General features: G+C 43.1%; 12 protein-coding genes. 3 read left to right on the top strand and 9 right to left on the bottom strand.

The annotated features are described in order from the left end of the window. Positions 1 to 50: 50 nt before the first annotated feature. The 4 genes from NBH06_RS01945 to NBH06_RS01930 all read right to left on the bottom strand — a co-directional run bounded on the left by NBH06_RS01945 (position 51) and on the right by NBH06_RS01930 (position 5,757). Entirely contained in the window at positions 51 to 1,235 is a 1,185-nt protein-coding gene (locus NBH06_RS01945; protein ID WP_250792523.1) for a T9SS type A sorting domain-containing protein, read from the bottom strand. Between the two features lie 260 nt (positions 1,236 to 1,495). Then, positions 1,496 to 3,487, bottom strand: a complete 1,992-nt coding sequence (locus tag NBH06_RS01940; RefSeq protein WP_250792521.1) for an AlwI family type II restriction endonuclease — start codon at positions 3,485 to 3,487, stop codon at positions 1,496 to 1,498. Positions 3,488 to 3,490: 3 nt separating this feature from the next. Then, positions 3,491 to 4,429 carry a DNA adenine methylase gene (locus NBH06_RS01935; protein WP_229033652.1) on the bottom strand — a complete coding sequence of 313 codons (939 nt, stop codon included), beginning with the start codon at positions 4,427 to 4,429 and terminating at the stop codon, positions 3,491 to 3,493. After that, positions 4,414 to 5,757 (bottom strand): DNA adenine methylase, encoded by a 1,344-nt coding sequence (locus tag NBH06_RS01930; RefSeq protein ID WP_250792520.1) that lies wholly within the window; start codon positions 5,755 to 5,757, stop codon positions 4,414 to 4,416. Before NBH06_RS01930 ends, NBH06_RS01935 begins: the two co-directional genes overlap by 16 nt. Positions 5,758 to 5,891: 134 nt before the next feature. On the opposite strand from NBH06_RS01930, the gene trmD reads away from it, so the two are divergent. Continuing rightward, complete coding sequence (gene trmD, locus NBH06_RS01925; RefSeq protein WP_008861052.1) at positions 5,892 to 6,566, top strand: tRNA (guanosine(37)-N1)-methyltransferase TrmD; 675 nt, start codon at positions 5,892 to 5,894, stop codon at positions 6,564 to 6,566. Here the strand turns inward: trmD and pgl are convergent. From pgl to gnd, 3 genes are read right to left on the bottom strand one after another with little or no spacing between them, the layout of a single operon-like run. Beyond that, the gene (gene pgl, locus NBH06_RS01920) at positions 6,555 to 7,289 is read right to left on the bottom strand and encodes a 6-phosphogluconolactonase (RefSeq protein WP_008861051.1); all 735 of its coding nucleotides are present in this window, start codon (positions 7,287 to 7,289) and stop codon (positions 6,555 to 6,557) included. The two genes, trmD and pgl, sit on opposite strands and share 12 nt — an antisense overlap. A 16-nt stretch (positions 7,290 to 7,305) precedes the next feature. Next, complete coding sequence (zwf, locus tag NBH06_RS01915; protein WP_250792518.1) at positions 7,306 to 8,811, bottom strand: glucose-6-phosphate dehydrogenase; 1,506 nt, start codon at positions 8,809 to 8,811, stop codon at positions 7,306 to 7,308. Positions 8,812 to 8,832: 21 nt separating this feature from the next. After that, positions 8,833 to 10,290 carry a decarboxylating NADP(+)-dependent phosphogluconate dehydrogenase gene (gnd, locus tag NBH06_RS01910; RefSeq protein ID WP_250792516.1) on the bottom strand — a complete coding sequence of 486 codons (1,458 nt, stop codon included), beginning with the start codon at positions 10,288 to 10,290 and terminating at the stop codon, positions 8,833 to 8,835. A gap of 169 nt (positions 10,291 to 10,459) precedes the next feature. Between gnd and NBH06_RS01905 the strand changes: the two genes are divergently transcribed. Beyond that, positions 10,460 to 11,965 carry a potassium/proton antiporter gene (locus tag NBH06_RS01905; protein WP_195632955.1) on the top strand — a complete coding sequence of 502 codons (1,506 nt, stop codon included), beginning with the start codon at positions 10,460 to 10,462 and terminating at the stop codon, positions 11,963 to 11,965. A gap of 8 nt (positions 11,966 to 11,973) precedes the next feature. Here NBH06_RS01905 and NBH06_RS01900 read toward each other — a convergent pair whose 3' ends face one another. Both NBH06_RS01900 and fldA read right to left on the bottom strand, forming a co-directional pair. Further along, positions 11,974 to 12,879, bottom strand: coding sequence for a metallophosphoesterase (locus NBH06_RS01900; protein ID WP_229090866.1), 906 nt, complete (start codon positions 12,877 to 12,879; stop codon positions 11,974 to 11,976). Positions 12,880 to 13,048: 169 nt separating this feature from the next. Continuing rightward, on the bottom strand, positions 13,049 to 13,561 hold the full coding sequence (gene fldA, locus NBH06_RS01895; RefSeq protein ID WP_195632959.1) for a flavodoxin FldA: 513 nt from the start codon (positions 13,559 to 13,561) through the stop codon (positions 13,049 to 13,051). A 268-nt stretch (positions 13,562 to 13,829) separates the two neighbouring features. Here fldA and purH point away from each other — a divergent pair, with 268 nt between their 5' ends. Continuing rightward, positions 13,830 to 15,353: a bifunctional phosphoribosylaminoimidazolecarboxamide formyltransferase/IMP cyclohydrolase gene (gene purH / locus NBH06_RS01890; protein WP_195632961.1), complete on the top strand. Its 1,524-nt coding sequence runs from the start codon at positions 13,830 to 13,832 to the stop codon at positions 15,351 to 15,353. Positions 15,354 to 15,358 lie beyond the last annotated feature (5 nt).

The raw sequence follows: 15,358 nt of genomic DNA, 5'->3' as shown, positions 1-15,358 counted from the left end.
AAGTCCTGTTTTTTATGAGGTTTATTCCGGGACAGGATAGTTTTTCTATATCATATCGGGGAGGAAGGGCTTTTGACGATAATTTTACGGTTGACTTTTTTCCCGGTAGAGGTCAATCCGTTTATGATGTAGATACCGGGTTGCAGTTCGGTGAATATGTCCCGATGGTTTTCGGTAAATCGGCCGATGATTTGTCCTTGCAGGTTAAAGATAGTTCCCGATTCGATAAATTCGTCCTGTTCGATTTTCTCGATACCCATGTGGTCGTTCATACGGAAATATAGAGTTTGGGTCATTAAAATTTTGGAACCGTTAAATCCCCAAACTGTTATTTCGTAGTTGGTATCGATATATATTTTGTCGAAGGTGTACGTGGTATAACTATTGTTGATGTTGTCTTCGAGGTTGTCTTCCCAAGTGTTATCTCTGTTTGTGTCGACGATTTTTATCGTATAGGTTTCTGCATCCCAAGCATGAAATCCCACAGTCAGTGTGCAAGATTGTGCATCCTGTACCTTTACATCGAGAATATCGATCTTCGGCTGGTCGGGGTATGTGCGGATAAAGAAAGGATAGTTGATTTCATAGGTTATTCCTCCATATTGGGTTTTGCAGTAAATATTGCAAATGACATCACCGTCATCGTTCCGTTTGTCCATATATTCCACAGTGGGTATTTCGATTGGGAATTGGGGACTTTCGCCGGTCGCGATGATTTTTGGACCTCCCTCTTTTTGGGCGATTTCGAAGCTCCATTGGAAGTTTTCTGCCGGGAAATAGGTGAGGCATTCAAACTGGTATTTACGATTGGGTTCGTAATAGACGATGCCCGATCGGGGAATCTCGTTGTTGTTAACTTGGATTTTACTTAAAAAATCGTGGGAGTTGAAAGTCAATATTTCCGACTTTGCTGCAAATTCTCCGTAACTTGTTATTACAAACTCATAGTCAGTGTCGGTAAATAGCGAAGTTATGGTATATGTTATGTAGCTTTTATCTTCGTAGTCTTTCGGGTTGATATTTTCGTTGGTGATGTAGAGCAAATCGGGGGACCTTATATCCAAAGAATAGAACGGATCGTCCCATGACTTAAACCCGATGGTGAGATTACAGCGGTAGGGTGAGATGAGTTCTATACCAACAATATCTATGGTATGTTTTTCGGTTGCGTCGACGGTGAAAATCTTCCCTCCGAGTAGAATCAAAACGACGAATATAAATGCCTTTACTCTCATGGTTTCTATATATTTGTAGAATAGGTATAGCCAATTCGGAAATAAAATCTCCGTTTGCCTTTGCGCTCGCCTTTCACTATATTTGTAGAATATAGGATGCGGCTCGGCATAGTCAAATCGGAAATGAGATTTCGGTTTGCCTCTGCACTCACTTTTCACTATATTTGTGAGTTTTCAAATATAAAAATTAGATTTAATAGATACAAATTTTATACTGTGAAATGCACAATAATTGAGTCCCTTTGTTCATAAAGAGTGATTCAAAAAAGTGTACCTAATATCCCTGTGGAGGGTTTCTTCGGTTGTAGAGAGCGCATAATGTTGTTTTCATACCATGTTTTGGGAGGCTCATTGTTTTGGTGAGCGCACTCGAATAGCGGGTATAATTGGTCGTAAGTCATCGAATTTGCGATGATGTTTTTTAATTCGGCGATATTCAAAGGAATGATTTTCATTCCGTTAATGCACTGCTCTCCGTCGCTTGAATAATAGGGCATTTGTTTCCGCCCCCGGAAATCCGAAATAACGTTTAGATGCAGGAAAGGGGTGACAAACAAGGCGTAGGCTTCCTGCCGATTGTTGCGTAAGAGAAAGTCTCCCAAATGCCGGGAGACCGGTTCCATCTCCATGCGGCGTTGTGCGTTGGCCTCGGCAAGGGTCGCTTCGATAAGCAGTGTGTGCTCCGGGTAACCGGGAGTGGCATTGTATCGATAGGTAATGTCTTCCATACCACCGGCGGCGTGTGTTTTCGGAAGCAAATCGGCATCTAACGACAGGTTGAAGTAATCCAGAATGCGTCCTTTGCGATTGCTTACCTTGTACCAGACGATACCGACGATGTATTCGAAAATGGTGGGCACATCGGCGTTGTCGGTGACGAGCCTGCGGATATTGATGTCGTTGCGGGTTTCGAAGTCGGACAACAGTTCCAACAGGACATGGTCGGGAAAACGGGCATCGATGAGCCGGTTGAAACGCTCGTGGCGCTCGTCGTCGAGAAAGGCGCGAATGTCGCTGAGCGATTGCGGGGCAAGGCCATACTTGTCTGCCAGTTTACGATGCAGGTCGGATTCTTCGATATCATAGCGAGGTATGATTTTTTCGATGTCGCAATCGAGGGGCAGGAGCGGTGAGGTCGTGAAAGCGATTTCTTCGAGATTTTCGGCACAAAGGTCGAAAAAACATTTCGGTACGGGGGAGAGTTCTACCCTGTTGTCTTTGAAAAGAATGGTATCGGTCGTCCCGAAATATCGGCGGTTCAGATCGAAATAATCAGACAAATTGGCTTTTACCTTGAAGAGATGCATCAATCGGAAGAATCTGTCTTTCAATTCAAATTCGTTTCGGCAATTCAAGATGGGAACATCGTTGAGCGAGGCGGATAGTAATTTCTTTATTTTTCCCCTGTTCGTCGTTTTGAAAAGGAGGTTGCACCACAACGCACCGATGCGAATGTTCCGGCAGGCTTGTAACAAATCGAGAATGGATTGAGCGTTGTTTCTATCCAATGACTCGATAGTGCGGTAGAGCGGGTAGTATGTGCTGTCGTATTGACGACTTTTGCGGTTGATTCCCGCTTGGCAAATCACATGTTCGGATACCGGTCTCTCCAAAAGATATAGCCTCGCTTCCCGGTAATTCTCCATCGTCAAGAGTGTATCGACGATGATTTCGTCGATTGTGATATCTCCTTTTCGCAATCGTTTTATGCAATCGACGATTGTTCTGAATTTTCGGGAAGTGGTAATGAGTGGCAGCAGGTAGGTGAACTCTTCTTGTGTGAGATATTCCAGCTGTTTCAAAGCGAGAACCAGTACGACGAACGGTCGTACGATTTCACCGTCTACGTCGTTGCTCGTTTTGAGCATCTGTTTGAAATAAATGTAGCTATCGGCCGGAATTTGCAGCAGATTATTCGGTCGGAAATCTCCGTTGGAGGTGATTTGTCGTAATGATTCTCCGGCGGCAGTCGGTCTTCGTTCGTTATCGATCAATCCCAAATCAATCAACCCCGATGTTTTTTCCCGGGCATCTTTGGGTTTGTTGGGTGCATCGCCGGTAAGAAAATCGTTGTCTTTCATGAAGTCGTAGTACAAAGATTGTATCTCGTCGTTCCCCGACCAAACGACATCGGTATGAACCTCCCAAAACTTGGAAAGAAGAGTCAATTGTCTTTCGATTTTTTGATTGAAATCGGCAGTCCTAAAACTCGTGGTTCCCATCGACCAACAATAGCTTTTATATGTACACATACTTCATTCGAAATTAGTGATTAGTACTTCTGTGGAATGTTTGCTCCTGTCTTTTTTGTGATAACTCGAATTGCTGTAATTGTAATTCAAATCGTGACGGATATACATGGGATTCCGTTCTAACCATTCGGTCAATATCGTGTTTTCTTTGTCTCCGTTTTTCAGAACGTTCGACAAGGCGAATTTTATTCCTCTGTCGTTCGCCCGGTCGAGGTAAGTGAGCAGTTGTTTTTCGAGCCGGGCGTTCCAGCCGTTATTTTCGTTGTAGGTGGCGCAGGTTATCAAATAAGGGGGATCAGCATAAATGAGACTGTGTTCGGACAGCCCATCGAATGGAATTCTCCGAAAATCGTTGGACGACAGTTCGATATGGGGATTTTTGATGGCTTCGGCAAAATGCCTCACTTTGTTCCTCATGTTGTTATTGAAGTCGCGTTTCCCCACCGGAAGATTGAATTCTCTTTTTTCGTTGAACCGTATTTGATTGTTGAAAGCAAACACGATGAGGGTGAACAGCATGAAGAAATAACGGTCGTTCCTCCTTTTCATATTATTCAGCTCGCTACGCAGCCGGTTATATCCTTCCTTGTTATATGTACCCAAACCTCTCGCGCTTTCGCATTGGTAAAACGCATATCCGTTCGTGCGACTGTCCGACAGGCCGTACCGGTCAATGATGCCGTCGATTATCTCTAAAATCTGTTCGGTGGGGTATTGCCGGAATAATCTGAAAATGCGTATGACGTTCTTGTCCGAATCATTCAAGACGATTCTCTCTGCCGATGTGTTGATTCCTACGTTACCGCCACCGCAGAACAGGTCTACCAACACATCGATGTTTGCGGGAAACAAGGGCAGGATTTGCGGTAATAGCCTGAATTTTCCACCTGTATAATTGAGAGGTGATTGTATCCGGTTCGGAAAGTCTAGTGATTGTCGCATACACATATAAATAGGCGTTCTTGATGGTTTTTAATATTCGACTTTCCCGTGGTAAATGGTCTGTGGTCATGGGAAAAAACTTGTACTCGGCCTTTGGCTTCGAGTATACGCATGATGTCGGTATCGTCCATTTTTGCATTGGATCGCCCATTCCCTTTTTTTGCCATGTTGTTGTATGACAGTACAATGTATCTCGTGTGTAGATTGTCGACGAGGTCGGCGAAAGCATCGACCGCCTTCATGGTACAAAAGTCGCTTTTCTTGTCTTTTTGGTTGAATTTTCCGGCTACTCCTTTTACCTCCGGTTTTTCCCAACGGACCAGATTTTCATAGAGATGGTAGGCATCGCAATACTGGCGGGAATTATAGGGCGGATCCATGTAGACGATGTCGGCATGCAGTGTTCGAGCCAGCGTGTTGCTGTTTTCTTGGTAAATTGCTACATTGTCATAGCTTCGAGCGTCTATTAACCGGAGGGTGAGGGATTTTTTTTCTATCTCCTTTCCTTGTATGTAGGCATCGAAATGTCCTACGGTGTTGGCTATCCGATCCATATTGTAAATGAGGGTGGAGAGTAGAATGTTATATTCTTTGTCTGTGAGTTCTCCTCGACGGTCTTCTATGTTCTGGCGAACATATCCTATGAGTTTCGAAACTCCATAATCGAAATATTTACCGCCGAAGTTTATTGAAAAATAATTGTCCTCCAAAGAGTTGCAATCGGTGTGATTATACTCGTCGAGGATTGTACATAATTTATCCCTGTTCCATTCTCCTTTTTCGAAGAAACCTTGATAGATGACTCGGTTGGCACAAAGCAAATCGTTGAATATCACTTGGTCGTAATAGGGTATTGCTTTCCCGGCCACAGCGCCGGTCCCGGCAAAAATATCGCAGAACGAATGCGCATCGGGGCATTCCCGCCGAATAGTTTCCATGATCCAATCGGTCAGTTTGGTTTTGTTTCCAATGTAACGGCGGCTTTCCAGCCCGATGGGGCGAGATATGAACGAGTTCATGAAGAACGAGATGTATCGCTCTCCGAGTCGGGCTTTTTCCTGAGCGACTTTCAGGGCTTCGATGGTATGGTCGGGATACTGCTCGCTTATTTCTAAAATTTTATCGCTTACTAATTGCAGGACTAGCAGGTTACAGTCGAGCCCGTAAGTTTCCGCTAATTTGATGAGTAAGCTCTCGGAAGGCATTCGTTTCCCATTTTCGACACGGCTCAACAGAGTCAAATCGATATTCGATTCGATAGCGACCTGTCGAAGTTGTAACCCACGTTCTTCCCGTATAGTTTTCAATATTTTACCTATGGTATGCATGTTATCTGCGTTTGACAACGTATGGCAAAATTACAAAACAAATTCGAGCAGCACTTAACTTCTGGGATAAAAATTTTCTCTATTTGTGAAACCCGTTAGAAAAGGCTACTTTTGTCGGCAAATTGAGAGCTATGATGCGCATTGATATTATTACCGTATTGCCAGAGTTATTGCAAAGCCCGCTGAATTATTCTATTCTGAAAAGAGCCCAAGATAAAAAGTTGGTCGAGATCGTGGTTCACAATCTGAGGGATTACTCGTTGGATAAACATCGGCGAGTCGACGACTATCCATTCGGGGGAGAGGCCGGTATGGTCATGCAGATAGAGCCTGTGGATCGGGCTATCACTCAATTGAAAAGCGAGCGGAATTACGATGAGGTGATTTTTACAACTCCCGACGGAGAGCGATTCGACCAGCCTATGGCTAACCGTTTGTCGATGGCGGGTAATCTCATTATTCTGTGCGGTCATTATAAAGGTATCGATTACCGCATACGGGAACATTTCGTGACGAAGGAGGTGACGATAGGAGATTATGTCCTCACCGGGGGAGAGCTGGCCGCTGCGATCATGTGCGATGCTATCGTGCGTCTTATACCGGGAGCTATCGGTGACGAGCAGTCGGCTTTATCCGATTCCTTTCAGGACAATTTATTGGCTCCGCCCGTTTATACGCGCCCGGCGGAATATAAAGGTTGGAGAGTTCCCGATGTGTTGCTTTCGGGACATCAACGTAAAATCGACGAATGGAAACACGAGCAGTCACTCGAACGTACCCGACGCTTACGCCCGGATTTATTGGAATGACAACTCTTTGCTATTGAGTTCTATCTCGGTGAATATAGTTGCTCGTGAAGTGTGTGAAAGTATGTATGTAGCAGGGGTAATCGTTTGATCTTTTCTGGCTACTAACCGATGGAGCAGTTCTTTTTTTCGTTCTCCCACCAGAGCGATAAGGATTTCACGGGATGCTAAAATGACTTCTCCGGTTTGAGTAATTCGTCTTTGTCCGGTTGCCGGGTGTCGTGACACGGCGTAAAGGTCGTCCGATTTTAATAAATCGGTATCGTTATTGAATATGGATGCGATGTGCTCGTCTTCGCCGATGCCGAGCAGGGTACAGTCGAATTGTGGTACTCCGTTACTGTCGGGCAGCATTTCTGCGACCAATCGGGAGTATCTTTCGGCTTCTCGGTAGGGAATATCTTCTCCTTGTATTCTGTAAATGTGGTTCGGATTTATACCTACGGGTTTGAAAAACAGTTTTTCAGCCCAATGATAATTGCTTTCTTCGTTTTCAGACGATACGCATCGTTCATCTACCCAAAAGAAATGTACGTTTTTCCACCGTTTGGGATCATTATATTGATTTTTCCATATTTCGAAAAGTGAGCGAGCTGTCTCTCCTCCCGATAGGGCCAAGTAAAAAGGTTTCTTTGTACGTGCGGCAGCCGATATGAGTAAGGCGTTGGTGAGGGCTATCAGCGATTTAGTTGCGTCTGGATAGAATTGTACGATGGTTTGATTCATGATGTTGTTTATTATGTTATGGGTTGGGGGTGCAAATAGGTGCTTCGAGCACATACGGGTGAGAATATATATGGGTAATCTCGCGAGGTATCGGGCTACCGGCCGGATAAAATACGAGATTCTCTTCTTTTTCTTTTTCCCAGTGGTCGATGAGAGGGGCCAGATAGTGCCAGCTCAGTTCCAGAGCATCGCTTCGCGAATATAGTAGAGCGTCGCCTCGCATGGCATCGAGAAGAAGCCGTTCATAAGCATCCGGTAATTTATTCGGGATAAGTGAGTTGTAGAAAAAATCCATGCTCACTTGCTGTACCTCGAAGTTGGTTCCGGGCTGTTTTAAACCGAAACGTAACCGAATGCTTTCGTCGGGTTGTAGAGTAATGATGAGTTGATTGCAAGAGTCTCCGCAACATTGTCCCGGAAATAATGCCTGTGGCGTGGAACGGAAATGTATGATGATTTCAGACCTCTTTTCGGATAATCGTTTCCCCGTATAAATATAAAATGGAACATGAGCCCATCGCCAATTATCTATGTATAATTTTAGGGCGACAAAGGTTTCTGTCGTCGATTGCTTATTTACGTTCGGTTCTTCTCGGTATCCGGGAAGTTTTGTCCCGTTTAATTTCCCTTCGGAGTATTGTGCACGCAGTGTGTTATGCGCTATATCGTCGGGAGAGAGTGGACGTAATGACCGGAATACTTTACTGATTTCATTGCGAATTGCTTCGGTTTCGAAAGAGGAGGGTGGTTCCATAGCGATAAATGCCATGATTTGCATGAGATGACTTTGTACCATGTCTCGCAGAGCACCGGCCGAATCGTAGTAATTACCTCGTTGTTCCACTCCTAAGGTTTCGGTGGCCGTTATTTCTATATGGTCTATGTAATTCCGATTCCAAAGAGGTTCCCAAATGCTGTTGGCGAAGCGCAGGACTAAAATGTTTTGAACAGTTTCTTTTCCCAAAAAATGATCTATACGGTAGATTTCTCGTTCGGGGAGTATTCCGCATAATAATTTGTCGAGTTGTTTCGCTTCATCTTCGTTGCTTCCATACGGCTTTTCTATAATGATTCTCCGCCAACCGTTTTTAGAGATGTTTTGTTGTTGGGCTTGTATGCAGATGGGGATAGTTGCATACATCTGAGGCGGCGTAGCAAGATAAAACAACATGTTGTCTTCTATGCCGGCGGCATTGCGCAATTGTTCTATTTCTCTGAATAAAGCGACGTATGCATTGCAGTCGGTAGTATCGCAAGAGATATAGTATATTTCTCTAAGAAAGTTTTTTAGATAAGGATTATCCGTGGCATAGGTCTTTCCGTTCCCAATGATAGATGAATGCAAGGATTGTCGGAATTCTTCTGTACTTTGTTTTGTCCGGGAAACACCTACGATTAAAAATTTGTCGGGAAGAAGTTTCCTTTCGAATAGCTCGAATAACGAGGGTATGAGTTTCCGATGGGTTAAATCACCTGATGCTCCGAAGATAATCAGAATTTGGCTTTCGGGTATTTTGTTCATATCGAAATTTTTTGTTTGTTTTTATAGAGAATAGTTGCCGGAGGTCGTTCCGTCTCCGTGTCGGTTCCAGTCGGTGTGAAAAAACGTACCTGCCGGAGCATCGATTCTTTCATACAAATGAGCACCGAAATAGTCTCGTTGCGCTTGTATCAGGTTGGCCGATGATTTTTTACATCTAAAACCGTCGAACCATGCTAATGCCGAGGCTGTCCCGGGTATGGCTATCCCTGCTGCTATGGCCGTTTGAACTACTTTCCGCCAAGACGGGAGACATAAAATTATTTTTTCCCTGAAATAAGGTATGAATAGTAAATTTTCGTATTCGTTCGTCGGTTTGTAAGCCTGAGCTATTTCGTAGAGAAATCGAGATTGTATGATGCAACCCTTTCTCCATATAGTCGCTATATCGGCGAGGTTGAGCTGCCAGTTATGTTTTTCGGACATGTTGCGCAATAAATCGAGCCCTTGTGTATATGCGATGATTTTGGAGGCGTAAAGAGCATGATGTATGTCGTCTACGCTAAGCTCGAATATCGGAGCCGGATTAGTTTCGGGGTATAAACGATGTGCTTTGTTTCGCTCTGTTGTGCGATTCGATAAGAGTCGGGCAAAAACCGACTCGGCAGTAACAGATAGCGTGGTTCCGCTGTCGATGGCAGCCTCTATGCTCCATTTTCCTGTTCCCTTTTGTCCCGCACGGTCTGCTATTTTGTCGATTAGGGATTTACCGTCGGTATCTTTATATCGTAATATGGGTGCTGTTATTCCTATCAAATAACTGTCCAGAACACCTTTGTTCCATGATTCGAAAGTTTGGGCAGTGGCTTCATGGTCTCCTTTTTGCAAAATATTCAATAGGGAATACGCCTCGGCTATCAGTTGCATATCTCCGTATTCTATACCGTTGTGAACTGTTTTTACGAAGTGTCCCGAACCGTCGGGCCCGATCCATGAGCAGCAGGGAGTCCCGTCGTCGAGATGCGCAGCTATGTTTTGTAAAACGGGTAATATTTCTTTTTTGATTTCGTCTGATCCTCCCGGCATAATCGATGGCCCGTGGAGAGCTCCTTCTTCTCCGCCCGAAATACCGCAGCCTACAAAAAATATTCCTTTTTCCCGCAATTCGTTTTCACGACGTTGAGTATCTCGATAATCCGAATTTCCGCCGTCTATGATTGTATCGCCTTTTTTGAGAAAGGGAAGTAATGTTGTAATCATTTCGTCTACGGGGTGTCCGGCTCGTATCATAAGTAAAATTTTTCGAGGGGATTTCAATGATTCGATAAATTCTTTGGGCGAGTGTGTACCGATGAAATGTTTGTTTTTCCCTTTATTGGCGAGAAATGAATCTACCGCTTGCGGACTGTTTTCCCGCAATCGATTATATAATGATACCCGATAACCTTTTTGTTCGAGGTTGAGGGCTAAATTTTCACCCATAACAGCCAGTCCTACGAGGCCTATGTCCGATTTTATCATGTTTAGGAAGATTTTGTTTATTAAAGCTATTATTGATTAAACACTTTTCTCTTTTTTTTGTTCATGAAAAATGATGGTTTCTGTTTACTTGCCGAATTGTGAAGAATTGGTAAAATCACATTTTTTATGTATATTTACCTCGTTTTTGAAATATTAGTAAATAAACTCTATGGTTATCAGTCCTGAAAATATATTGTTGGTAGGAGCCATTTTATTGTTCCTGAGTGTCCTTGTCGGAAAAACAGGAGCGAAATTTGGTGTACCGGCGTTGCTATTGTTCCTCGGTGTGGGAATGCTTGCCGGTTCAGACGGTTTCGGTATTTATTTCGATAGTCCGCAAATAGCCCAGTTTATAGGTACGGTTGCACTTTGTATCATTTTGTTTTCGGGTGGAATGGATACACACTATCGGGAAATAAAACCAATTTTAGCTCCGGGTGTGACTTTGGCTACGTTGGGAGTTTTAATGACAACGATTATAACAGGATTATTCATTTATTCGTTGTCCGATCTTTTGCCGGGTAATTTTCAGTTAGGATTGTTAGAATCCATCCTGTTGGCTGCTGTTATGTCATCGACAGATTCGGCATCCGTTTTTTCTATTTTGCGTTCGAAGGGGATTTCTTTGAAAGAGCGTTTGCGGCCGACTCTCGAATTGGAGAGCGGTAGTAACGATCCTATGGCCTATATGCTTACGATACTTTTGATTCAGGTTATTGAGATTGGAGTTATCGATTGGCCTCATTCCATCGTTTTGCTTTTTATGCAACTGTCGATAGGTGCGGCTGCTGGATTTGCGTTGGGGTATGCTATTGTTTGGATTATAAATCGTATCAATGTCCCTAATGAATCGCTTTATCCGGTATTGTTGTTCTCTTGTGTTTTTTTCGTATTCGCTTTTACCAATCTTTTGCAAGGGAACGGATATTTGGCTGTCTATATAGCAGGGTTAGTCGTTGGAAATCGGAAGTTGGTGCACAAGCGTAGTTTGACTACATTTTTCGATGGTTTTACTTGGCTTTTCCAGATAGTCATGTTTTTAACACTCGGATTGTTGGTGAATCCTTCGGAGTTGCCTGCTGTTGCCGGAGTGGGATTGTTGGTTGCCATATTCATGATTGTTGTCTCGCGTCCGATATCTGTATTTGCATGTTTATTGCCTTTCCGTAGGTTTACGACTCGGGCTCGTGTTTATATTTCATGGGTAGGGTTGAGGGGTGCCGTCCCTATTATTTTTGCGACCTATCCGCTTATGTCGGCAGAAATTCCTAATGCTCGTATGATTTTCAATATCGTGTTTTTCGTGACCATTGTCTCTTTGTTGGTACAAGGAACTACGGTAAGTGCGATGGCCAGATGGCTGGGATTGGTGGGGAAGAGCGAGGAAAAAGAAATCTTTAATGTCGCTTTACCCGATGAAATAAAATCGGCGATGAGCGAGATAGAGTTGACGGACGAGGCTTTATCGGGAGGTAATAAACTAATGAATCTTTCATTGCCGGATAATACGTTGGTCGTTATGGTCAAGCGCGGAGAACAATATTTTGTTCCCAAAGGACATACTCATTTACAGAGTGGAGACCGTCTTCTGGTGATTTCAGATAACGATGAGGAGCTACGTAAAAGCTATGAAAGTTTGGGAATCAGCCGTTATACCATGCGAAAGAATCGTTAGCAGTTATCCTATTGTCGGGATAATTTGAACGAGTATGAAGATGCTCTCCCTTGCCCTTTTACAAGTAGGTGATCTTGGGAAATTTCGACGATAGCATAGGCATTTTGGTTTTCTGTTTCAACCATTCCTTCCAGTGTAATCAAAGGGATATTTTTGTAATATCCGAATGCCCCGGCGTGGTGATGGCCCGAGAAAGCTGCCTTTACACAAGAATACTTGGATAGGGTGTCGACTATTTCATTGCCGTTCAATGCCGAAAAATCGCTTTGTGGATATAGCGGGTGATGAGAAAAAATTAAGACCGAAAGACCCTTTTTCTCGCATTTCTTTAATAGTCGATCGAGCCATTTCATTTGCTTTTCGCTTATTCCTCCGTTCCATTCATAAGCATATTTGCCTTTGATTTGTTTTATCTGTTCTTGCATCCTGTTCCATTCATTCTCTTTGGGTGTTCCCGCTATATTGGCGTATGAAGCGATTTCGTTGGTATTTAACATGATAAATACCCAGTCCCCTTTTTTGAACGAATAATATTCAGATGGCATATCCAGCTGCTTGTAAAGGACAGAGTTGTTTGTAATGTCTTTGTAGTCGTGATTTCCTGTGAGGTGATAAATTTTATGATTAAGTTGGGACAGATGCTGCTTTATTACTTCTAAATCGGAGTTCTTCCTGTCGGTAATATCACCTAAATTAATAGTGAATTGAACTTCTTGTCGGTTGAAATACTCGATGCATGTATCTAATTTTTGTAGAGCTTCCCGATAATAACGGGTATTTTGGGACGGACAATCAGCATACTGGGTGTCGGCGAATAATCCGAATTTAATGATTGATGATGTATCTTTATTTTGAGCTACCGCCAAGTTTGTGGAGAAACATAAGCAGGTAAGTAATCCAATCAGTTTGTTCATAATCGAGCGTTTTTCCGAATATAATTGCATGTTATGCCCTACTTTTTAAAAGTCGTAATATTTGGAGCAAATGTATAATTAATTTTATGGGCAGGCAACTATTTATATCACAATTATTGAGGCGGGTATCGATACCCGCCTCAATAATATATTTGAGATAAGAGGGTGATTACTGTGTTACAATATATTCCGATTGTAGAAGCTCTACCCAATGATTGAGCCTGTTTTCTGTTTTTTCGGGTTCGTTTACATCGTCGATAAGTAATCCTATGAATTTGCCGTTGATAAAGGCCGTCGATTTGTCGAATGTATAGTCTCCTGCTTCGAAAGCTCCGTAAAATGTTGCTCCTGTTTTTTGTAGTCGATGGTAAATTGTGCCGACGGCATTGCAAAAGGTGTCGCTCATAGATTGGTCTCCGCAACCGAATAAAGCAATGGTTTTATCTTTGAGATCGAGGGTTTCGATTCCGTTGAGGAAGTCATACCAGTCGTCTTGAAGATCTCCGCTTCCCCATGTCGAAGAACCCAATAATAATAGCTCGTATTGTCCTATTTCCGAAGGCTTGCTTCGTGCGACATCGTGTATGTCTTCTTTTTTTACATGCATTAGTTCGGCTAATCGGTAGGCTACACTTTCTGTAATTCCGGTAGTTGAGCCGTAAAATATTCCTATTTTTTCCATAAGCATTTTGAATAATTTATATTTGAGTTTATGTTTTTGATTCGTCGTATATAGGCAGAATAGTTAAGACATCATTTTTTTAGACCTATGCGGTGTAGGAAAACGAAACGAATAAGAACACTGTTTTGTTCATAAAACGAAGGATAACACCGTTAGAAAGAGCCGAATAGAAAAGATTTATTTTTCCATGAAAACTTTCATGAATTATACAAGGCTAAACCTATATATTTTTGTATTTTTGTAACCGAATTATATAGTGCGATGCTTTATGCTTGAAAATAAGAAAATTAAAACAGCTCTTGTCTCCGTTTTTCATAAAGATGGTTTAGACGAAATTTTGAAACTTTTACATGCCGAAGGAGTTAATTTTATCTCGACCGGTGGTACGCAATCTTTTATTGAGTCGTTGGGGATTCCTTGTGGTTCAGTAGAGAATCTGACCGGTTATCCGTCTATTTTGGGAGGACGGGTTAAGACTCTTCACCCCAAAGTGTTCGGTGGTATATTGAACCGTCGGGAAAATGAAGTCGATCAGCAACAAATCACTCAATATGAAATCCCTTCTATCGATTTGGTTATCGTGGATTTATATCCGTTCGAGGAAACCGTGGCTTCGGGTGCAGATGAGAGTGCTATTATCGAGAAGATAGATATAGGCGGTATCTCTTTGATAAGAGCGGCAGCTAAAAATTATAAAGATGTCGTTATCGTCGCGTCGAAAGCTCAGTATGCTCCGTTGTTGGCTATGTTAAAGGAGAAGGGGGCCAGCTCTTCGTTGGAAGATCGTCGTTGGTTCGCCAAAGAGGCTTTTGCCGTATCTTCGGGATATGACAGTGCGATATTTAACTATTTCGACGGAGACGAGGCTTCGGCATTCCGCTATGCGGGAAATCATGCCAAGACTCTTCGATATGGTGAAAATCCTCATCAGAAAGGAGTCTTCTACGGTAATTTCGAGGAAATGTTCGATCAACTTCATGGAAAGGAAATTTCCTATAACAATTTATTGGACATAGATGCGGCGGTATCGTTGATTTCGGAGTTCGACGATACGACATTCGCTATATTGAAACATAATAATGCCTGCGGTTTGGCATCTCGGGAAACTTTGGTGGAAGCCTGGAAAGCTGCTTTGGCAGGAGATCCGGTTTCGGCATTTGGAGGGGTATTGATAACGAACCGCCCGATCGATAAAGAAACTGCCGAAGAGATGCATAAAATCTTTTTCGAAGTTTGTATCGCACCGGGCTATACGGCTGATGCGCTCGAAGTTCTTGAACAGAAAAAGAATCGTATCATTCTCGTGCAGAAACCGTTCAAAGCGTCGAATCGCCAATTCCGTTCGTTGCTGAACGGGGTGTTGGTACAAGATCGCGATTTGTATCGGGAAAAGCCCGAAGAGTTGAAGCAGGTTACCGAGAAAGCTGTTACTCCGGCTGAGGTGGAAGATTTGTTGTTTGCCAATAAAATTGTAAAACACAGTAAATCGAATGCAATCGTGCTGGCTAAAAACCGTCAGCTTTGTGCGAGCGGTATCGGTCAGACTTCGCGGGTAGATGCTTTGCGTCAAGCCATAGAGAAAGCTCGTTCGTTCGATTTCGATTTACAAGGGGCTGTAATGGCTTCGGATGCATTTTTCCCCTTTGCCGATTGCGTGGAAATAGCTCATGGGGCTGGGGTGACTGCTGTAATTCAACCGGGTGGATCGGTTCGTGACAACGATTCGGTAGAATATTGCGATAAAAACGGCATGGCTATGGTAATGACCGGTATACGGCATTTTAAGCACTAATATAA

This window comes from Barnesiella sp. B2-R-119, assembly GCF_023656675.1.
GTDB classification, from domain to species: Bacteria; Bacteroidota; Bacteroidia; order Bacteroidales; family Barnesiellaceae; genus Barnesiella; species Barnesiella intestinihominis.
The sequence above is the reverse complement of the archived record's forward strand: the minus strand, read 5'-3'. Positions and strand labels throughout refer to the sequence as shown.

Excerpts from the sequence above, each read along its gene's own strand:
- NBH06_RS01945 (WP_250792523.1), bottom strand. The coding sequence starts at position 1,235 with ATGAGAGTAAAGGCATTTATATTCGTCGTTTTGATTCTACTCGGAGGG.
- NBH06_RS01940 (WP_250792521.1), bottom strand. The coding sequence starts at position 3,487 with ATGTGTACATATAAAAGCTATTGTTGGTCGATGGGAACCACGAGTTTT.
- NBH06_RS01935 (WP_229033652.1), bottom strand. The coding sequence starts at position 4,429 with ATGCGACAATCACTAGACTTTCCGAACCGGATACAATCACCTCTCAAT.
- NBH06_RS01930 (WP_250792520.1), bottom strand. The coding sequence starts at position 5,757 with ATGCATACCATAGGTAAAATATTGAAAACTATACGGGAAGAACGTGGG.
- trmD (WP_008861052.1), top strand. The coding sequence starts at position 5,892 with ATGCGCATTGATATTATTACCGTATTGCCAGAGTTATTGCAAAGCCCG.
- pgl (WP_008861051.1), bottom strand. The coding sequence starts at position 7,289 with ATGAATCAAACCATCGTACAATTCTATCCAGACGCAACTAAATCGCTG.
- zwf (WP_250792518.1), bottom strand. The coding sequence starts at position 8,811 with ATGAACAAAATACCCGAAAGCCAAATTCTGATTATCTTCGGAGCATCA.
- gnd (WP_250792516.1), bottom strand. The coding sequence starts at position 10,290 with ATGATAAAATCGGACATAGGCCTCGTAGGACTGGCTGTTATGGGTGAA.
- NBH06_RS01905 (WP_195632955.1), top strand. The coding sequence starts at position 10,460 with ATGGTTATCAGTCCTGAAAATATATTGTTGGTAGGAGCCATTTTATTG.
- NBH06_RS01900 (WP_229090866.1), bottom strand. The coding sequence starts at position 12,879 with ATGAACAAACTGATTGGATTACTTACCTGCTTATGTTTCTCCACAAAC.
- fldA (WP_195632959.1), bottom strand. The coding sequence starts at position 13,561 with ATGGAAAAAATAGGAATATTTTACGGCTCAACTACCGGAATTACAGAA.
- purH (WP_195632961.1), top strand. The coding sequence starts at position 13,830 with ATGCTTGAAAATAAGAAAATTAAAACAGCTCTTGTCTCCGTTTTTCAT.